Source organism: Alistipes sp. An54, from assembly GCF_002159375.1.
Lineage (GTDB): Bacteria > Bacteroidota > Bacteroidia > Bacteroidales > Rikenellaceae > Alistipes > Alistipes megaguti.
The window spans coordinates 19122-37605 of sequence record NZ_NFIA01000018.1 but is presented as its reverse complement, the minus strand read 5'-3'; the positions used below and the strand labels follow the sequence as shown (position 1 = coordinate 37605).

Genomic DNA, 18484 nt, shown 5'->3' with positions numbered 1-18484 from the left:
TTAAGTCAATCTTCAACGGTCCCGTCCCAGAATCAGCACATCTTTATGCCAAGGTCGTTTTTCGACCGGAACTCAATTAATAGTGCCCCAAACTCCCGGGAGGATTATATCAGGCTGAAAAAAGAGCCTCCATGACTCACAAGTTAATGAGATTTCACCGCAAAAATCGGCGGCCGTTGGCGGTTTCCGATTTAATTTCCTATTTTTGTAATTGGTTCCGTGCCTCTGCGGACGGAGCCGGACATATTTACGAACGTTTCGTTACGTTTTCTTTCGCATTCAAACTTCGCAACTTTGACCAATAGAAAGAGATGTAACTGGACGCCTCGTGGACGCATGTATTGTGCCCGCTGGCCTTTGGCTTGCTATGTGCACGATACACGTTTCGCGTGGGCTGTCCGTGTTGCTTATTTCTGTTGGGGGCAGCGAAGGCCTGAATGCGTGGTAAGTCAATGCGGCAACCCACGTTTTTTATGGCTTTCGATTACGATTACACCGGAAACCCCACCCTGCTCGACCGCCGGAAGGTCGCCTTCTTCGCCTCGCGCGTCGTCTCACCGGCCGTCGAGGAGCAGGCCTTGCGCTGGGCCGAGGCGTGTTGCGCAACCGATTGCGTCGTAATCAGCGGCTTCCAATCCCCGCTCGAAAAATCCGTCTTTAAACTCCTGCTGAAAGCCCGCCACCCGGTGATCTGGACCCTGGGACGTGCCCTCTACCGCCGCTACCCTCCCGCCGTCGAAGAGGCCCTGGCCGAGCAGCGCATTCTGATCTTTGCAGTGCGCAATGCCCGCCGCACCGGTTGGCAGACCGCCCAGACCCGCAACCATACTATTGCTACGATGGCAGAGGAGAGTGTTTACGCCCTCCGCTCGGACGGCCGTCCCAGCTCGCTCGACGTCCTCTGCGGGCTGGAGCTGGGTCGCAAACCGGTGCGCCGTTTTTGACGGGTCCGGCGGCTATCGTCTGTTTACCGACCAGCTTGATTTATGAAGACACAGCAAAACTGATAAAATTACTGTATCTGTCTTTTGGATGTGTAATGTAAGAATTTGAGTTGGAATTTTACTATTTTTGAGAAGACCAAACTCAAATTGATATGAGCCAGATATCAAATTACCCGAATGAGTTGCTCTCGGGTATTATGCCCGAGAATCCTCACTATGGCTATCTGATAGCCACTGCCGTGTTGCTATTCTGGCTCATTGGTGTTATCTGTGGTTGGAAATGGACCTATTCACGACCGGGTAGTTACAGGGGTAATTTCTTGTTGGATCTATTGGGCCCGAAAACCTATCGTCTGGTACTTGGAGTATTCCTTGTTGTGATGCTTGCACTCGTCCTTTATCTTTTCGTGCGTACTGAATAAGTTCGAATCCATTAAAGCGAGGTGTCTGAATGGAGAAAAAACGGTTTCATCGGCAGTAAACATGCTCAACACAGCAAATTACAAAAATATTTCTTCATAAATGGCGAAGAATAAATGCATAACGAGCGGCTCAACTTTCTTGAAAAGATTCTTGGTTGGCTACTGAACATAATTCATACGATATAATTTGAATGAAGAAGCAGGAGCATAAAGAACAAGAACGGCAACAGCGTTACTATTTCTTCGACTATCTGTTCTGGTTGGGAGAAATAACATGGAAGAATTATCACAAGGTCAATTTCAAACAACCCCGAGGAAGTGATATGCTGTGGGCCTGTATCGAGCTTTTTATATTCATACCGGTTCTGACCATAGCCGGTTATTTCCTTCATGACTTGGCATTCGAGGTGTTTGGAATCATTCTTCTAATCGTGTTCTCCGTTTCTGTCTTCATGACTGGTGATGTTGCATAAAATTCCCTATGCGCACTTCACGGAATGGAACAATAAGAGGAAGCACAAGGCATTAGCAACCGGAATCTACTTCCTGAGTTGCCGTGAACGTAATTTATCCGCTCGTTACACCGTCCATGTAGACAACCGGAATAGTGTCATAGTTCGGGCAAACTACTTACCCGGCACAGGCCGAGCAAGTGATTGGTGGCGGAAATCCTGTCTCGCGCCGGGGAACGTTCCGGAATGTTATTTTTGTAGAAATTTTAGATTGACAGACGTTATGGGAAACATTAAGGTCGGAGATTGGGTTACTCAATACAGAACGGGTTATTGGATGGTCAAAGAACTGCATCCAAAGTTTTCGCCCTTCGAAGTGGAATCGGTTCACAAGGGGGACTGGCAGGGATACTATGCGGTCTTGCAGAAAGCATTCGGTTCGACCTTCAAGTTCGGTATCGCGTTCGACTCTTGTGATGTGTCGTTATGTTCTCCGGTATCCAAAGAGCAATTGGCTCGGATTGAAACGTATTTTGAGGAGCATCCGAAAGATAAGCTGAAATTCGAATCGGCGAAGGTGGTTGTGCCCCCAAGCATTACCACGGTTCATTTGCAGATCGACGATCAGCAGCAGGCCGTCCTCTCCGCTGCAATTGACCGGATGCTTCCAACCCTTACGCTTCCGAAGTTACGTGCCCTGCTGGCAGAGCATAGACTCGCCGAAGTCTTGCCGGGTGCCGACAACACCTATCTCCAACTGTACGGGCATTCGTGGGATCTTGATGAGAATTTCGATTTTCAGTATTTCGACTATAGGTTTGTGCGTAAATAAGAGACCTTCATTCGAATAATTATACGTAGTAGCATTCCGAGATTATTTGGATTGTATGATCTCTTATTTTTAATGCTCCTTTTATGTAATTACACGATGGCATCTCTTGCCAACATGGATGGCAACGAAGATTGTTATAACTCAAAATACGAATCCAAACTAATATCTAATCCCTTGCTTTTTAAGAAATCGATGATTCGCATTTTGTATTTATACTCACTTGTGCCAAATTCCGATAAATCCTCTTTCAGTACATCCCACAAATACATTGGCTTCCCCTTATCGTTAGGATCACTCTTTTCTATTGGTATAGAATAATTAAATCGGCAGTAAATGGGACGATTGTAGTCAGCTCCATTTTGCAACAGGTAATAAGCTGCTTTATATTCATCCACCATTACAGATTCACTCAACGCTGATTGACCGAATTCGTTCCGGTAATTTACATCAGCCCCTTTCAACACGAATAATCTGACCAAATCTAATCTCCCTGTTCTGGAAGCCGCTATTAATGGAGTAAACCGTGTGCTGTTTTCTTTTCGCCTTTCTCCTGTTTCAACATCATTTACATCAGCACCATATTCAATCAGTGTTTTGGCAAAAGTAATGTTGTAGAATGTTGTTTGTAAAGTTAAGCATTATTTGGATAAACTGATTAGAATTGTGGTCTTCACATGGAGCTGTATGGTTATTTCTGCAGCAGGGCGGCAAACTCCTTGAGCTGGTCGAGGCTGTCGAAGAAATCGACGTCGAACTTGGTTGACTTGCCATTGTTGAGCGTCACGGTCAGGATGCCGTCATCCTCGGCATAGTTGAGGCTCGAAATTTCGGAGATGGCGAAAGATTCCATTTCGACATTGCCCTTGCGGATAACCGGATAGGTCACCTGGTCGTTGTCCACGGTGATGACACTGCCTTTGGCCGAGAGTTTCCGGGCATTGCGGATTTTGCGGCAGGCCGTATAGAGCATGTAGAGTCCCGCAATAATCATGAGGATTGTCGTCGGTATGGGACCGAGGACCTGTGTTGCACCGATGCGGATACCGAAAGGATGAACAAGAGGGAAAGCGATTAGAGCAATACCAATAATGATTGAGGTCAGATTCTCTTTGATAGAGGCGGTTGATGCGTAGTTGAAGGTTTTCATAGTTGTTCACTAATTTTAATGATTATTTCAAAAGTTGTTTTTGTAACTCCAATGTGAGAGCATAATGCTCTTCTACGGGAATGATTCGTTTGTCAGTTTGTTCCAGATCATGACCCTCACTCGTCCATAAAAACGGTACAAAAGAGATGGTGTGATTCCCATCGACTTGTTCAAGATCACGATCTCGATTTTTCCAGTTAAAGGTTTCGTAAAAGGTGTCGATGGGACCTGTCAGCAACCAATACAGAAAATCGGAGTATCCGACCTCCAGATTTTCCCATTGTAGTGTGTCTGGCGCCAAATAGTGGATTGTTCCCATATTAGGCCCCAGTGCCCCTGCATTGATGGCAAAATAGCCTCCGACAACATCATCGGCAACCAACAAGAAAGCAGGTCGGTCGCCATAGTTTTGGAAACTTTTACCTTTATTCCAGGACATGATGCCACGGTCGAGTTCCTGAGAGCCGGAACCCAAAACCCGAATCCATCCCTCGTTGATGAGAATACCTCCCGTTTCGTAGATAACAGCTCCCATAATGGACCGTGTGGTCACTTGTGCATTCAAGAGTTCCTGGTTTGCTCGCTGCGAAGTTTTCGGTAAAATCCGATACCGATTCTTCGCTTCTGCCATCCACTCCTGAATGAGCGGCCATCCCGGATCTTGCGTATCTATTAAGGCGTCTAACGTTCTCATGTTTCCTCTATTTTAAAAATCCATCAGAACCGGCACCCGGTTTTCTTGTGCGAATTGCACTGCCCGATAGAAACGAGCGAATGCAAAGCGCGCCAGTGATTCCGTATCGTAATACCCCGATTCAGGTTCTATCATGGAGACGTTGTCTGTCAGTTTCGTCAGTTTCGAATCTTGGGTTTCATATCCATCTTCATCGTACCAACGGTTGATCGTTGCTTCGTCGGCATTCCAATCATAACTGTTGATCTTTTCCAGTTCCTTGAGCAGGCACCAAGTCGTGGATATGACAGCCTCGTTGCCCGCAGGCATCTCTGCCGTGATGACGAAACCGGCTTCTAAAGGCAACCAGCAGATGGCACCATTGAATAACGACCATTGTAGTTTGGGATCCTTGTATGCACGTTCGGAGATTTCGAAATCCTCAAATTGAGCCTCTTTGCCAAACTTTTCCGGCAAAGGTTCACCCAAACACTTACAAGCAGCGTAAAGCAGTAGAGCCTCAAACGCAGGCCAGTCGGGTTTATTCGTCAGGTAAGGATGTTCGTTGTCTTCGGGCCATGATCCAATCCGGCTACCATGCTCGCGAATTGCTGAAAGCAAATTATCTCGCCACTTTTCAACAGCCTGTCGGATTTCTTCGGAGGACATTTCCTCCCCAGGCTCGGAATCCGGACCTATTTTTTGGTATCCGAATCCATTTTCTTCAGCCCATAGTTGAGCTTCAGTTTTCCAGTTGTGTGCATAATACCGGGTCAATGTTCCGGCGTACAGATCCATTCCCATGGTCGCTTATCCTTTGATAAGATACCAAATTACGGCTGCAATCAGCATGAGTGCCATTACGAGTGTCATCGTCTGGCGGTATTTCTCCACGGCGGGCGACACCTCCTCTGCATCGGGAATCTCCACCATCGGACCGCGGAACCGCTGGCTGCTGGCCTCCAGTCCGAGCGTCGTGTTAGACAGGGGCTCGATTGTATATCCATTAGGGTCCTTCGAGATTCCGAGGGCCGCATAGTGGCAGTCGAGTTGTGCCGCTTTTTTTGGCGAGAATACCGTTTTTGTGAAAAGCACCAAACCGTCAAATCGATCGCTGATCATAGCGACAACATCGTCGTCAGCATCCATTCCGCAGTGATTCCCGTGTTCATCAAGGATATAGTAGTCAGCACCTTCCGACTGTACGGAGTCGTAACGTATGTGTCCGATTTCGAGCGAATCAATTTCGGCGTGAATGGCTCGTAATGTCTCTTCGTCAATCGTCGTGCCGTTAAGCGGACATGCGTAGAGACAGTATCGGGAGTCCTCATGCGCGACACCGCGGATGGGATAGAGGTTGACCACTCGGGCCGAGTTCCACTTCAGGTAGCGCTTCGAGAGCTTTCCGATGGCTTTCGCATCGAACGAAGGGGGAATTTCTCCCCCTTCGAGCGCTGCAGTCAGTTGTTTGAGGTCCAGCATGATTTACGCTTCGTTTTCCTGTTTCGAGTAGGCCGAGAATTCGCAGCCGAAGCACTCGACCATCATGTTATCCAGTTCGTCGGCCTTTTCCGCCAGCTGAACGAGGTTCTGCTGGATGCGCTCTTCGGACTCCTCCGAGATGTCGGCCAGATGAATGCGGTAGCACAGGTAGATCTGGCGCCCCTCGATACCCATCTTGTAGGGATAGAAATCCGTGTCGAGCATATAGTCCAACACCTTCTCCACATCCTTCTTGGGCAGGAGGTTGATCGGAGAGACAGCGAACAGGTAGGTGCGGTCATAAACGAACAGACGAATCTCAGAGCTACCTTTGTGGAACAGCCACGCTTCGTTGCCCTCACGAGCCAGAATTGGGTTGATGCCCATCTTCTCGATGGCTGCCTCGCAGAACTCGCTCAGGGGCGAGAGCTGTCGCTCCTCGAAGACCCCTTCGGGTAACTTCTCGCCGCACGAGGGGCAGAACTCCTCTTCGTCGGCTATCAATTCGTCGCAGCTTTCGCATTGTACCTGGAAGCAGTCGCGGTCCAGTTCATCAAGGGAGTCAAAGACCTTGTGCAGCGTTTCGACGCGGATACCGAATCCCATATTGTCGGCATCGGAGTTGGTGAACTTGCTCACCGTAATGCCGACCACTTCGTTCTTCTCGTTGATGATCGGGCCTCCGGAGTTTCCGGGGTTCACCGCGGCATCGGTCTGGATGTAGTATTGACCGTTCATCAGCTGCTTGGGCGAAGAGACGGTTCCCTCGGTGACGGTGAAGGGCATGCCGTAGGGATAACCCGCCACCCGGATTTTGTTGCTGATCGAGAGTGTATCATTGGCTGCGAGGTTCAACTCCGGGAGAGCCGAGAAGTCGTGATCTACGGCCAACAGGGCGATGTCCAACGTCGGGTTCACGAGCACGACCTTCGCCAGATAGGGATTGCGGTCGTTGTCGTGCACGGCTACGGTGTGGAAACCTTCAACCACATGGTAGTTCGTGACGAAAAGATTCTTGTCTTTCAGGTAGAAGCAACTTCCGGACCCTCCGGCATGCGTAACCTTGAATACTATGCTATAAATATTCTGTTCCATGGTAACTCGTGTTTAGTTGTTGAAGAATCCGCTCATCATTTTCTGCTGCAGCTCGCCGGCCAGACGCATGTACTCGGCCATGTCGCCGCGCGTCATTGCCTCGGTCATCTTCTTCTGCAGTTCCTGAATCTCGTCGCCGCCCATTGCCTCGACCATTTTCTGTTGCATGGCCTGTGCTTGCGCCTGCGCCTGCTCCATCATCTGCTGAGCCATCGGGTTGCCTTCCATGACACCGGAGAAGAATCCGCCATCGTCCTCCTCCTCGATTTCGCCATCCATGACCTTGTCCAGCGCCGTCCACAGGATTTCAGCGGCTTTTTCCATCGGCTGCTCGGCCGCTTCACGCAATGCCTTTACGAAAATGACGTTCAGATCGTCCTGCATGTCGTTGTAGAAGTAGGCCTCATAGAACTTGTAGCAGATACGCACGGCGGCTCGCTCGAAGTCTTTGTTCTGCATGGCAGCCGTGGCCTCCTCGTAAACGTCCTTCATGTTCTCCTGCACGTTCTGCAGCGACGACGGGCCCTTAATCGAGACGAGCGTATCGACATAATAGAGATCCTCGGACAGCTTCTCCTTCGGCATGTCGAGCAGTTTTTGCAGGAATGCCATGCCCTTCATAACCAATTCGGCTACGGGCAACTCTTCGTCCATATCTTCGACGGCCTTGTCGATCTCGTTGGCCAACTGACCCTGCGGCTGTGCGAAGTAGGAGATCTGATAGAACGTCGTGTCGATGACATTCCACGAATATCCGTAGCGTCGTTGGTCGTTGTATTCCTTGACAGCGTCGAGCGTCGCTTTGACAAGCGACTGAATCGCCTCATAGATGCGGTCTACGGTCTCGGCAGGATAAGGTGTTACGCGCGGTTCATAGCAGCGCGTGGCTCCGAATTTCGTGCAGAATTCGTCATCGTAGCGATCGCCCACGCGGCAGATGTTCTGCAGGATGTTGACGATCTTGTGGGGATGCGTCTCCGTAAGCGGGCAGTGGTACTCCATCTTCAGCCGGTTGCCCTCCTTGGTGAAGCGAGGCAGCAACAGCCGGTTGATGTTCATGTCGGCCACTTGGCGCAGCATGGCTACACGGCCTTTTTCCGGAAGGTTCAGGAAGTCGGCGTCGATGTACATCATCTCGTTGTCGAGACGTACGTTGACGACGATGGAGCCGTGCGGAAGGTGGAACTCCGTCCCCTGGGCATTGCCATACTTGGTGCGGAATTCGGGATTGAGGTGGTCGAGCAGCGTATGGAATGCCTCGACGTATTTCTCTTCACCGTACAGGTCGATGCTCTTGTCATAAAGGTCGCGCTGCATGGCACTCTGCGTAGAGTCCTTGACAGGCGCAATAAAGGGAAGTGTACGTTTCATAGGTCGTTATTGAGTTTAACGGTTATTCTTCTTCGGGCGTGATCGAGCCGTCGGGATTGACGATGATATTGGCTTCGTAGTAGAGGTGGGTCACCTGACCTCCGGAGGTTTCGGTCTCCTTGCCGTCCTCCGTGAAGCAGATCTTGAATTCGGTCTCCAGAGCACCGATATTCCGGCCCCGGTTCATCATGCTCGTGCTTCGCGGAAGCACTTCGTCGAGCTCGTAGACGCTGACCGACTTGAAGGTGTGTCCCTCGGGCAGGAGTTGTTTGGCCTCTTCGATCTGGCGTCCGATGGCTGCGGGGTCGATTGCCGAGAGGCTGATGCCCTTGATCTTCGCATAGTCGATCTCGTTGACGCTCGTCGAGAAGTCGTTCATCCGCCCGACGCTGCCATCCATGTAGTATGCCTGACGGAATGCATAGTTATCCGCATTGACCATGTCGAGCGAGATGTTGCTCAGGTCGTTCGACAGCTCCTCACGCTCGTTGAAACGCATGGCGAAAATCTTGAACTTCGTCGTGTCGACCTTCTCCTTGAGGATTTCCACGGCCTTGGCGTAGGAATCGGCCTGGTCGGCCGGATACTTGGCTCCTCCGAGCATCGAGCTGACGTTGTTGCACGAAACAAGCAGTGCAGTCATGCCGGCAATGGCGGCGAGTCGTGATAACTTTTTCATAAAAGATACATTTAGGTTTTATGGAATGAATTGTTTGAGTTTTCGGTGTTGTGTGCGGTTTTGATCTATTTCATTTCGGCCTCCACGGTGCGGCAGAATGTAATTTCACGCCAAAACTGCTCCAACAGACGTTCGTCGCCGAGCGACCGTCGTCCCGGGCGAAGGAATCCGTCCGGCGTTTCGGAGGCGAAATAGAGGGTATCGCCCCGGAAGGAGATCATCAGATCGCGGTTAAAAGACCGTCGCAGCTCCGTCATACGGCGCATCATCGCGGGGGTCAGTACCATACGGGCCTCGACCTCGTCGTCGGCGTAGACCGCAAAGAGACTTTCGAACTCGGGATCCTCTAGGTGGACGAACTTTGCGCCGTTCTTCTGACGGATGCGCTGGATGGACTGCGCCAGATAGCCGACCTTGTTTTCCAGGTGGTCGGGCAGCAGCAGGACATAGCCACGGAATTTGCGTTCTGTGCGGCAGTAGCCGAACATTCCGCGGAACGAGTGCATGGTACTTTCGACGCGCGTTCCGAAGATCGGTCGTACGAGCGAGCGATAGAGCATTGAGAACGGATTGGCTGCCAAGTCGCGCCCCTGTAGAGAGGTGATTCCCACATCACAGACCGACATCACTTCTTCGCCGACGGGAATCTCTATCCGTCCGTAGGAGGTGGTTTCGAGGCCGGAGAGTGAGGTCGATTCGCTGAAGAGTCGGCTTGCGGCCAGCGCCTCGCGATTGACCGCTCCCGCCGGATTGAATCGAGCTTCGGGAAAGAGTTCACCGACGATGTGTTCCATCAGGGCGCCTTCCCGCTCGCCAAGCGAGTGGAGCTCCCGCATGAATGCGAAGTGCAGCACGCAGAAGAGGATGAATCCGTATAGGATGTATTGACTGGTCTGTACGTTCGTTGCATAATCGGCCGAGGCGAGCAGGTAGCCGCCGAAGAGACAGAATACGAACCACAGCAGCGTCGCCGAGTAGACGATCACGAGCAGCACCCTCACTACCCGTCGCAGTCGTGTGACGCGTGTCAACTCCCGGCGCATCCGGTCGGTGAGCTCCTTGAAATCGGGTGTCTGGGCATTCATGAGCGGAAGAGTTCGGCCACGGATGCTGGTTGCTTTTCCTGGTCAGGAATTTCGATCAACTCCTCTTGTGTGTGATGGGCCCACGAGGCGATAATCGAAGAAGGGAACATTTCTATTGCGTTGTTGTATTCCGTAACGGCAGCGTTATAGGTACGACGGATTGCCTGCAGTTCGTTTTCCATCCCCTCGATCTGCCCCTGCAGGTGAAGGAACTGCGTGTTAGCCTTCAGTTCGGGATAGTTTTCCACGGCGACATTGAGACGGCCGAGTAACGTGGAGATTTCGCAGCCTTCGCGGATTTGTTCACGCTCTGCAGCAGAGGCAGCGTGTGAGCGCAGGTCGGTGATACGTGTCAGAATTTCGTTCTCATGGCCCATGTAGGCTTTGACCGCAGCGACGAGATTCGGAATCAGGTCGTTGCGCTGCTTCAATACCACACGGATGCCGCTTTGGCATTGTTTGACGCGGTTGCGTTTGGAAATGAGGCTGTTGTAAGTGATAATACCCCACGTAACCAATAGGATGACGGTCACGGCCACGATGACAATAAGAATGATTCCGGTTGACATAAAATATATTTGTTATCGGGTTCGGTTTTCCGATCTGTTTCGAAATTTTCGGGTCTCCACTACATCCATCCAGCATTCTCCGTAAGTCGAGCCGCATAGCCCGGGCCCTGACATACACAAAGCGTGGGCCTGCGGCCATATTTGGTTTTGGAGGTCCTGAGATTACCTTTAGCACGAATATGGTGATAGCAGCCCACGCGAACGTGAGAGCCGCCATGCCATCTCTCGTGCCAAGTTTGAAAATTTCTCAGGTTCCCAAAACTACAAGATCAGCATAACGCTTTGTATGTATCTGACCGGGATTTGCACCCAATCGTTCTACAAATATAGTTTTTTTTATTGATCCGCAAATGCCAAAAGCAAAAAAGGATGATTAAATCGGTAATAATGGTCAGTTTTTGAACTTGAACTTAATGAAACAATTTTATAGATAGATCTTTGGTTCAATAATGAGAAAATCTTATCTTTGATTCTACTTGTTGAAGAATGAGATTGTTGAGTGAAAATCTTGTGCAGATAGCGTCTCGGACTAGGTGGAATGCCTGGTTTCAGGAGGTTCTGTCGTTATTCCGTCAAGTTGAAATTGCACGTCCTGTTACCTGGACAGTGCTGGTTTGTTCAGCAAATAATATTTCAGCTGTACGTTGGCTTGTCAATCAAATTCGATGTTGTCATGCAGTGCCACCAGAACTACCAGATGAGGAGATTAAATTTCATATTTTGGCGGCCTATTGTCCGGATAATCGAGCCCTCGGATTCCTTGTTGATACCTGTCAGCACTATTACCGAACCCGTAACAGACAGGGGTTTTTGTCATGTGTCAGAATCGTTGCTTCTGTGAACAGCGAAGGATATTCACATTTGAACTTCCTATATAATTTGATCATGAGCAACGTGCTCCGCGAATACCGGAATCAGGGTACGGCTTCGGGAAAGAATCCACATTCAACTTTTCTGACCGATAAAGACTTCCGTTCTCTCGGACGACTGCTTCCGGATTTCAAACCGTTCGAATTCCGAGAACGGCTGCAGGCCTTGCAACATCAAGTAACGGGAAATACGACCAGCGAAGAGTTGGCGCGCGCTTGTTGTATGTCTGGCTCTGTTTTTCGCAAGCGCTTCAAGGAGGAGTTTGACATTCCGGTGTCGGAATGGTTGCGTGAGCGCCGTAAAGAGCGGATCAAGCGAATGTTGCTTGATACGGACCTTCCGCTTTACCAGGTGGCCGAAAGCAACGGGTTCAATATGCCGTCCACTTTCTCGGATTATTGTCGACGGAATTTTGGTCGCACACCCGGTCAAATGCGAAAGAAGAGTGAATCTGTGGAAGAATCTTAAATCCGAACTTTTCGCGCTCTTTTCAGAATAAGAACTTCATTGGTTCAACTTATTTTTAGTTCGCCAATGAAGCTCGTTTTGTCTGCCAAACATATCAGCCTGAAAAACTGTCTCACGGCCATATTGTTGGAGAAAGTACACCTTTCTCTTCAATGTGTCTTGGAGGTCCTGAATCATATCGATAATGAACAGGATCGGGGACCTCCGTATGTTTTGACGGTTATATATCAGCATTTGTCATTCTATGCGCCGTCAAGATTTCCCATACGCACTGTAACAGTCCAGCTGTAAATCTTGACATTAAATAGTGTTGTAGACCTTGTGTCGTAAATATATATGATAATCGTTACGAATTTATTTTAAATTTTCAACGGTTTGATATAACCATTTGAGGAATAAACTTTTAGCGAATTATTTGAGAAATAGGGGGTAACGATTTTGCTACCATCCGGTGGCCGACCGCGAGGGTACCGTCTATTTCTGCGAGAAAAACGGCTATCTCTATGCCGTTGACAGGAACGGTTCCGAGAAATGGAGCGACAAGACCGACAAGGGGTACATCTATTCGGGATTTGCACTCGCGGCCGACGGAAAGGCTTACATCGCCCAATATGCTTCGCCGAACAACCTGGTGGCATTCGACAACGCCGGTGCAAAGTCCGTTGTCAAGACCATTGGCGATCAGGTCATGAGCCCCGTTACCATCGGGCCTGACCGACGACTTTACTATGGGCGCAAAAACGATTTGGCAGGTATGGTGGATGCCTGGGAAATCGGATGCGGTCCGTTGTCGGGAGAATGGCCGATGCGTGGATGCAATGACCAGGGTACCAATTCATTGAAGTGATGAGACGCTTGATCCTTTTCATCTCCCTTCAGCTTTCGGCGGCAGTTCCGGCCTCGGCTCAACGTTCCGAGGTCGGGACCTCCACCGCCTTGTGGGGCTCCATCCCCACGGTTGAGGAGTTGCGCCAGGCCCTGACCGACGGTATCCAGTGGGTTGAAGTTGCCGTTAACCAATGTTACCGGGGTGTTCCCAACGAGGAGAAATATCCGCGGATGCGGCAGATGAAGGAACGCCTCGACAGTGCCGGCATGCGGGTCTGGTCGGTGCATTTGCCCTTTTCGCGGACGCTCGACATCTCGGTTCCCGACGATTCGCTGCGTGCGAAAAATGTGGCGGTTCAGGCGAAGATGATCCGTTGGAGTTGCGAACTCTATGCGCCGCAGCGACTGGTGCTGCACCCCAGCTCGGAGCCGATTGCCGACAGCCTGCGTGAACAGCGGCTCGAAAATGCCATTGCGTCGATTCGCACGTTGAAGAGGGTTGCCGACGAGTGCGGCGTGGAACTCTGCATCGAGAACCTGCCCCGCACCTGTCTGGGCAATACGCCCGAGGAGCTGGTGCGTATCGTTGACGCGGTGCCGGATGTCGGGATCTGCTTCGACACGAACCACTACACGCAGGGGACGATTCCGCACTTCATCGAGGCGGCCGGCCGTCGGATCCGGACCGTACATATCTCCGACTACGACTTTGTGAACGAGTGCCACTGGCTCCCTTACGAGGGCCAAATCGACTGGGCTGCTTTCCGTCGGGATCTCCACGAAAAGGCGGGCTACGACGGTGTGCTGATGTACGAGGTGAAGAAGTTTCGTCGTGACGGCAGCCGCACGACGCCCCAAGCCGTTGCGGAGAGTTTCCACCGCATGAATAATGATTTCCAACAAATGAATATAAACCGATAAAATCCATGAAACATACTTTCAAGATGCTTTGTGCTGCAGCTCTGTTGACCGGATTTGCAGCCTGCTCGAACGATGATCCCGACTGGACGGTTCCGCAGCAGGAGCCCAGCCGGGCCCCTGAAACGATGGAGACGCTGTGGCGGACTTCGCCGCTCGATGCTGATCTCACGACCCGCCGCGAACTCTTCGCGACGATCCAGGGCTACGCCGATGCCTGTTCGGGAGCCACCTTCTCGAGCTTTCTCAATGGCGCGGATTGGCTCGCCTGGTCGCTCGTCAAGTACGAAGATATTCTGGCGTGCTACAATGCAGCTTTCGACCGGGTGCTGAACGGTCTGCGCGAAGAGAAGCCGGCGGCAGGAGAGGTCCATATCTGGATGCTCTACAACATGGGCTATGTCATCCAGACGCCGTCGGGTTGCTTCGGTGTAGATATCTATCACCGCCGGGCTGCCGAGCTGGCTCCGTACCTCGATTTTTATGCCTCGACACACGTTCATCAGGACCACAAGAGCCTGCCGCTGATCGAGGCGATGCTTGAAGCCGGGAAACCTGTCGTGACAAACTACCTCGAAGAACCGGGATACGCATATACCTCGACAACGGCGGCCGACTATACGATTGGCAACTTTGTGCTCCACACCTTCATTACGAACCACAACAACGGCTCGACGAATGTCCACGTGACGGTCTTTCAGATCGACTGCGGCGAGGATACCGGCCATTTCGTGCTGCTGCACTCCGGCGACTCGAATTTCACGGCCGATCAGTTCAACGTGACGGAGGAGATCGACGTTTATATCCCGCGTTATGCCCCCAACGAGCTGACCGAGAACAACGTCATCGGCAAACTTTTCACGCCGAAGTACGTTCTGCTGTCGCATATCCTGGAGCTTTCGCATACGGATCCCGACTCCTCGCGCTGGACCCTTGAACAGGGACTTGCACGAGCCGCGCAGCTTGACTGCGAAGAGACTCATATGCCGTTCTGGGGTGAGAAAATGGTTTGGAAAAACGGTAAACTCAACTGATATGAAGCGGGTGTTTGCCTGCCTGCTGGCACTTGTCGTGCTGACAGGCTGCTCCGGAGAGGCACGTCAGAGCGCCGCTCCGGAGAACCGGGCCGAAGGGCTCCGGGCACGTCTTCTTGCGGGCGATACGACCGCAGTCTTCGTCGTAGCGCACCGCGGCGACTGGCGCTACGCTCCGGAAAACTCCATCGCAGCCATCGAACACTCGATAGCCGTGGGCGTCGATGTGGTGGAGCTGGATCTTCAACTGACGCGCGACAGCGTGCTGATTGTCATGCACGACGCCACGCTGAACCGCACGACGACCGGAAAGGGGCGCGTTGCCGACTGGACGCTGGATTCGATCCGTACACTGAAACTCAAGAACGGCTGCGGCATCCGGACCAAACACACGGTTCCGACACTTGAAGAGGCGTTGCTGGCCGCCAAGGGACGTGTGCTGGTGAATCTCGACAAGGCCGACCGCTATTTCGACCTGGTGGCGCCGGTGCTGGAGCGGACCGGAACGACGCGGCAGATCGTCATGAAGGGCTCGAAACCGGCCGATGAGGTGCTTGCCCTGTATGGAAAATACCTCGACGAGGTGATCTACATGCCGGTTGTGAACCTTGACAGCGAGAATGCCGCGGAACTGATGCAGGATTATATCTCCGACCTGAAGCCCGCAGCCTACGAACTGCTCTATGCGCAGGCCGAGGATACGGCTATGCCGCTGCGGATGCGCGACACGCTGCGCGGACAGGCGCTGATCTGGTACAACACGTTGTGGGACACTGTTTGCGGCGGTCATGACGACGATCTGTCGCTCGAGGATCCCGATGCCGCGTTCGGCTATCTGATCGACACGCTCGGGGCCCGGATCATCCAGACCGACCGCGCCGAACACCTGCTCAGCTACCTCCGCCAGCGCGGGTTGCACGAATAATCCCGAGAAGGCCATGAATCTGCTGCGATTTTTTGCACCCTCGTCGGCCTCGGACCCCTTGACCGACCCCGAGGCGATCCGCAGCCGCTATACGCGGTTGCGGTGGTCGGTCTTCCTCTCCGCCACGCTCGGTTACGGACTCTACTACGTCTGCCGTCTGAGTCTGAATGTCATCAAGAAGCCGATCGTCGATGCCGGGGTCCTCTCCGAGACGGAACTGGGCATCATCGGCTCGGGGTTGTTCATCACCTATGCCGTCGGCAAACTGACGAACGGCTTTCTGGCCGACCGCAGCAACATCCGCCGCTTCCTGGCGGCCGGACTGTTCGTCACGGCACTGATCAACCTCGTGCTGGGTTTCACGACCTCCTTCGCGGTCTTTCTCGTGCTGTGGGCCGTCAACGGCTGGGCGCAGTCGATGGGTGCCGCCCCGTGTGTCGTGGCTCTTTCGCGCTGGTTCGGAGACCGGGAGCGCGGAACCTTCTACGGGCTGTGGTCCTCGAGCCACAACATCGGCGAGGCGATCACCTTCATCGTAACGGCCGTCATCGTCGCCTCGCTGGGCTGGCAGTGGGGATTCCGCGGCGCCGGCGTGCTGGGTCTTCTGGGATTCCTGATCGTCGTCCTCTTCATGCGCGACACGCCCCAAAGCAACGGTCTGCCGCCCGTGGCGGTCTACAAGGGGGACCAACCTCGGGAGGAGGCCGCAGCGGACGACGGCAAATCGGTCGGTGAGTACCAAAAGGAGGTTCTGCGCAATCCGGCGATCTGGATGCTGGCGCTGGCCAGTGCCTTCATGTATATCTCGCGCTATGCGGTGAACAGCTGGGGTATCTTCTTCCTTGAGGCCGACAAGGGCTACACGAATCTCGAAGCCAGTTCGGTGATCTCGATCAGCTCGGTCTGCGGAATCGTGGGAACCGTCGCTTCGGGGTGGGTTTCGGACCGTTTCTTCGGCGGGCGGCGCAACCTCCCGGCGTTGATCTTCGGGTTGATGAATATCCTCGGGCTGTCGCTCTTTCTGTTGGGGCCGCGCGACTGCTTCTGGCTCGACGCCGCGAGCATGGTGTTCTTCGGCCTGGCCATCGGAGCGTTGATCTGCTTCCTGGGCGGACTGATGGCCGTCGACATCGCCTCGAAGAAGGCCTCCGGTGCGGCGCTCGGAGTCGTCGGAATCGCCAGTTACGTGGGTGCCGCCGTGCAGGACTTGTTGAGCGGCATCCTGATTCAACAGGGCAAGAGCGGGGGGAGTGGCCGATGTAGCGGCATACGACTTTTCGGTCGTGACGTGGTTCTGGATCGGGGCCGCCATCCTCTCGGTGGTCTGCACGCTGGCCGTCTGGAAGGCCCGAGCCAAATAAGTCCGTCCGATTGGATTGCGAAATTACAAACGGGCGGGAAGCGGTTTCCCGCCCGTTCGCATAAAACGGAAAGCGTATGAAAATTCTTTGCTCACTTGCTGCTCTTTTTCGTGTGGCTGTCATGCGGCCTGCTTTGGCTCAGAAAAATTCCGGCCGGGGCCTCTGCCCGCCATCGCCGCTCGCGATGGGGGTTCTCACAAATCGGTGGTTGCGGGGTCGTCGGATTATTTTTCGCTGCCGGGCCAGATGCAAAGAATCCGTGACCGTTACAGGAAGCATCCTTACGCGCGGATGCACGACGTGTCACTCTATGACTCCTTGTAGACAGTCGGCGAACAGCCGACGGCCTTTTTGAAGTAGACTCCGAAGAAGGACTGGTTGGCGAAATTCAGCATATCGGATACTTGCTGGATCGTATATTGTCCGCTTTTCAATAGGGCTTTGGCCTCGAGAATCACATAATCGCGGATCCAATCTCCGGCATGGCGCCCGCTGACGGCATGAACCACCTGCGAGAGATATTTCGGGGTCAGACACAGCCGGTCGGCATAGAACTGCACGCTGCGCTGCGTGGCGTAGTGCTGCCGCAGCTCCTCGAGGAAACGGTCGAAGATCAGCTTTTTGCGCGAACTCTGTCGGGCTTCCTGTGCTTCGACCAGAGGTGCCATCAGCTGGCAGATCTCGCCGGAGAGCACCTGCAGATACCCTTTCAGAATCTCGTGCTTGAAACGGAAGTCGGGCTGCCGGAGTTTGTCGCGCAGAACACGGCAGATGGCCAGGATCTCGGCCGTTTGGGCGTCGGTGAGTTCGAGCGGTATCTGCCGTGCCAGAAACTTGCGCACGATAAGCGCTCCTTCGGCGTTTCCCTCCGGGATGACGTAATCGTTCGAGAGGGCCAGGAAGGCAATCCGACAGTCGTCCGAAACCTCGAGGCATTGGCCGATGGCCCCCGGCGTGATGATCAGCAACGAGTTGCGGTGCAGTTCGTATTCGTTGAGGTTCAGCCTCACACGCATATTTCCACCCAGGCAGAGGAGCATCATGGCGAACTGAATCTTGAAAGGGTATGGTGACGTGAGAAAGGGGCGCATCGTCGGATCGTTGTTCAGATCGCGCTTCGGAGCCGAGTCGTCGAGGTCGCCGGCCAGAAAGACCTGGTCTTCGAAGATACAGTCGTGTTCGTCGAAAGGGATTATCGTCAGATTGAGCGTATTGAAGTTCCGGAATTCAGTCATGGTCATTTGCTTTTACGTCGGTAAATATACGGATTCAAACAATAAATTGCGGTTATTTCTCCTTTAAAAGTACGTTTTGCTATCCTTTCGAACA

The 18484-nt window shown here is 52.6% G+C and carries 20 protein-coding genes and 1 pseudogene; 10 read left to right on the top strand and 11 right to left on the bottom strand.

Translation table 11 applies throughout. From position 1 onward, the window contains the following. Positions 1–473 precede the first annotated feature (473 nt). From B5G09_RS12540 to B5G09_RS12525, 4 genes are all read left to right on the top strand, one after another. The gene (locus B5G09_RS12540) at positions 474–944 is read left to right on the top strand and encodes a DNA-processing protein DprA (protein ID WP_087405437.1); all 471 of its coding nucleotides are present in this window, start codon (positions 474–476) and stop codon (positions 942–944) included. A 152-nt stretch (positions 945–1096) separates the two neighbouring features. Then, complete coding sequence (locus tag B5G09_RS12535; protein WP_087405436.1) at positions 1097–1366, top strand: immunity 17 family protein; 270 nt, start codon at positions 1097–1099, stop codon at positions 1364–1366. A gap of 191 nt (positions 1367–1557) precedes the next feature. Next, positions 1558–1839, top strand: a complete 282-nt coding sequence (locus B5G09_RS12530) for a hypothetical protein (protein WP_241147675.1) — start codon at positions 1558–1560, stop codon at positions 1837–1839. A gap of 316 nt (positions 1840–2155) precedes the next feature. Then, positions 2156–2650, top strand: coding sequence for a hypothetical protein (locus B5G09_RS12525; RefSeq protein ID WP_241147674.1), 495 nt, complete (start codon positions 2156–2158; stop codon positions 2648–2650). A 134-nt stretch (positions 2651–2784) separates the two neighbouring features. On the opposite strand, the gene B5G09_RS12520 is transcribed toward B5G09_RS12525, so the two are convergent. The 10 genes from B5G09_RS12520 to B5G09_RS12475 form a co-directional block, all read right to left on the bottom strand. Then, the gene (locus tag B5G09_RS12520; RefSeq protein WP_087405435.1) at positions 2785–3258 is read right to left on the bottom strand and encodes an ankyrin repeat domain-containing protein; all 474 of its coding nucleotides are present in this window, start codon (positions 3256–3258) and stop codon (positions 2785–2787) included. 80 nt (positions 3259–3338) lie between these two features. Beyond that, a complete protein-coding gene (locus B5G09_RS12515) occupies positions 3339–3641 on the bottom strand; it encodes a hypothetical protein (RefSeq protein WP_241147673.1) in 303 nt (100 codons plus the stop codon). A 178-nt stretch (positions 3642–3819) separates the two neighbouring features. Further along, a complete protein-coding gene (locus tag B5G09_RS12510; protein ID WP_087405433.1) occupies positions 3820–4491 on the bottom strand; it encodes a DUF2625 domain-containing protein in 672 nt (223 codons plus the stop codon). Positions 4492–4503: 12 nt separating this feature from the next. Next, positions 4504–5274 carry a hypothetical protein gene (locus B5G09_RS12505; protein ID WP_143256562.1) on the bottom strand — a complete coding sequence of 257 codons (771 nt, stop codon included), beginning with the start codon at positions 5272–5274 and terminating at the stop codon, positions 4504–4506. Positions 5275–5280: 6 nt separating this feature from the next. Further along, positions 5281–5952, bottom strand: coding sequence for a hypothetical protein (locus B5G09_RS12500; RefSeq protein ID WP_087405431.1), 672 nt, complete (start codon positions 5950–5952; stop codon positions 5281–5283). Positions 5953–5955: 3 nt separating this feature from the next. Further along, positions 5956–7047 (bottom strand): trypsin-like peptidase domain-containing protein, encoded by a 1092-nt coding sequence (locus B5G09_RS12495; protein ID WP_087405430.1) that lies wholly within the window; start codon positions 7045–7047, stop codon positions 5956–5958. A gap of 12 nt (positions 7048–7059) precedes the next feature. Then, a complete protein-coding gene (locus B5G09_RS12490; RefSeq protein WP_087405429.1) occupies positions 7060–8418 on the bottom strand; it encodes a hypothetical protein in 1359 nt (452 codons plus the stop codon). Between the two features lie 22 nt (positions 8419–8440). Then, positions 8441–9097 (bottom strand): hypothetical protein, encoded by a 657-nt coding sequence (locus tag B5G09_RS12485; protein WP_143256561.1) that lies wholly within the window; start codon positions 9095–9097, stop codon positions 8441–8443. 65 nt (positions 9098–9162) lie between these two features. Next, the gene (locus tag B5G09_RS12480; protein WP_087405427.1) at positions 9163–10182 is read right to left on the bottom strand and encodes a DUF3137 domain-containing protein; all 1020 of its coding nucleotides are present in this window, start codon (positions 10180–10182) and stop codon (positions 9163–9165) included. Then, the gene (locus B5G09_RS12475; RefSeq protein WP_087405426.1) at positions 10179–10751 is read right to left on the bottom strand and encodes a LemA family protein; all 573 of its coding nucleotides are present in this window, start codon (positions 10749–10751) and stop codon (positions 10179–10181) included. The genes B5G09_RS12480 and B5G09_RS12475 overlap by 4 nt, the downstream gene beginning before the upstream one ends. A gap of 885 nt (positions 10752–11636) precedes the next feature. Here B5G09_RS12475 and B5G09_RS14120 point away from each other — a divergent pair. From B5G09_RS14120 to B5G09_RS12440, 6 genes and pseudogenes are all read left to right on the top strand, one after another. Beyond that, positions 11637–12089: a helix-turn-helix transcriptional regulator gene (locus tag B5G09_RS14120; protein WP_162608283.1), complete on the top strand. Its 453-nt coding sequence runs from the start codon at positions 11637–11639 to the stop codon at positions 12087–12089. Between the two features lie 451 nt (positions 12090–12540). Next, positions 12541–12936, top strand: a complete 396-nt coding sequence (locus B5G09_RS12460; protein ID WP_087405423.1) for a PQQ-binding-like beta-propeller repeat protein — start codon at positions 12541–12543, stop codon at positions 12934–12936. Next, on the top strand, positions 12936–13838 hold the full coding sequence (locus B5G09_RS12455; RefSeq protein WP_087405422.1) for a sugar phosphate isomerase/epimerase family protein: 903 nt from the start codon (positions 12936–12938) through the stop codon (positions 13836–13838). Before B5G09_RS12460 ends, B5G09_RS12455 begins: the two co-directional genes overlap by 1 nt. A 5-nt stretch (positions 13839–13843) precedes the next feature. Then, a complete protein-coding gene (locus tag B5G09_RS12450) occupies positions 13844–14869 on the top strand; it encodes a hypothetical protein (RefSeq protein ID WP_087405421.1) in 1026 nt (341 codons plus the stop codon). Position 14870: 1 nt separating this feature from the next. After that, positions 14871–15794 (top strand): glycerophosphodiester phosphodiesterase family protein, encoded by a 924-nt coding sequence (locus tag B5G09_RS12445; protein WP_087405420.1) that lies wholly within the window; start codon positions 14871–14873, stop codon positions 15792–15794. Between the two features lie 13 nt (positions 15795–15807). Next, positions 15808–17155: pseudogene (locus B5G09_RS12440) on the top strand (MFS transporter). Positions 17156–17463: 308 nt separating this feature from the next. Here B5G09_RS12440 and B5G09_RS12435 read toward each other — a convergent pair. Then, positions 17464–18390, bottom strand: coding sequence for a helix-turn-helix domain-containing protein (locus tag B5G09_RS12435; RefSeq protein WP_162608282.1), 927 nt, complete (start codon positions 18388–18390; stop codon positions 17464–17466). Positions 18391–18484: the final 94 nt, after the last annotated feature.

Bases quoted from the DNA above. Each gene is read 5' to 3' on its own strand.
- B5G09_RS12450 (WP_087405421.1), top strand. From the start codon at position 13,844: ATGAAACATACTTTCAAGATGCTTTGTGCTGCAGCTCTGTTGACCGGA.
- B5G09_RS12490 (WP_087405429.1), bottom strand. From the start codon at position 8,418: ATGAAACGTACACTTCCCTTTATTGCGCCTGTCAAGGACTCTACGCAG.
- B5G09_RS12495 (WP_087405430.1), bottom strand. From the start codon at position 7,047: ATGGAACAGAATATTTATAGCATAGTATTCAAGGTTACGCATGCCGGA.
- B5G09_RS12530 (WP_241147675.1), top strand. From the start codon at position 1,558: ATGAAGAAGCAGGAGCATAAAGAACAAGAACGGCAACAGCGTTACTAT.
- B5G09_RS12475 (WP_087405426.1), bottom strand. From the start codon at position 10,751: ATGTCAACCGGAATCATTCTTATTGTCATCGTGGCCGTGACCGTCATC.
- B5G09_RS12515 (WP_241147673.1), bottom strand. From the start codon at position 3,641: ATGATTATTGCGGGACTCTACATGCTCTATACGGCCTGCCGCAAAATC.
- B5G09_RS12500 (WP_087405431.1), bottom strand. From the start codon at position 5,952: ATGCTGGACCTCAAACAACTGACTGCAGCGCTCGAAGGGGGAGAAATT.
- B5G09_RS12435 (WP_162608282.1), bottom strand. From the start codon at position 18,390: ATGACTGAATTCCGGAACTTCAATACGCTCAATCTGACGATAATCCCT.
- B5G09_RS12505 (WP_143256562.1), bottom strand. From the start codon at position 5,274: ATGGGAATGGATCTGTACGCCGGAACATTGACCCGGTATTATGCACAC.
- B5G09_RS14120 (WP_162608283.1), top strand. From the start codon at position 11,637: ATGAGCAACGTGCTCCGCGAATACCGGAATCAGGGTACGGCTTCGGGA.
- B5G09_RS12525 (WP_241147674.1), top strand. From the start codon at position 2,156: ATGGTCAAAGAACTGCATCCAAAGTTTTCGCCCTTCGAAGTGGAATCG.
- B5G09_RS12455 (WP_087405422.1), top strand. From the start codon at position 12,936: ATGAGACGCTTGATCCTTTTCATCTCCCTTCAGCTTTCGGCGGCAGTT.
- B5G09_RS12480 (WP_087405427.1), bottom strand. From the start codon at position 10,182: ATGAATGCCCAGACACCCGATTTCAAGGAGCTCACCGACCGGATGCGC.
- B5G09_RS12485 (WP_143256561.1), bottom strand. From the start codon at position 9,097: ATGAAAAAGTTATCACGACTCGCCGCCATTGCCGGCATGACTGCACTG.
- B5G09_RS12540 (WP_087405437.1), top strand. From the start codon at position 474: ATGGCTTTCGATTACGATTACACCGGAAACCCCACCCTGCTCGACCGC.
- B5G09_RS12535 (WP_087405436.1), top strand. From the start codon at position 1,097: ATGAGCCAGATATCAAATTACCCGAATGAGTTGCTCTCGGGTATTATG.
- B5G09_RS12510 (WP_087405433.1), bottom strand. From the start codon at position 4,491: ATGAGAACGTTAGACGCCTTAATAGATACGCAAGATCCGGGATGGCCG.
- B5G09_RS12445 (WP_087405420.1), top strand. From the start codon at position 14,871: ATGAAGCGGGTGTTTGCCTGCCTGCTGGCACTTGTCGTGCTGACAGGC.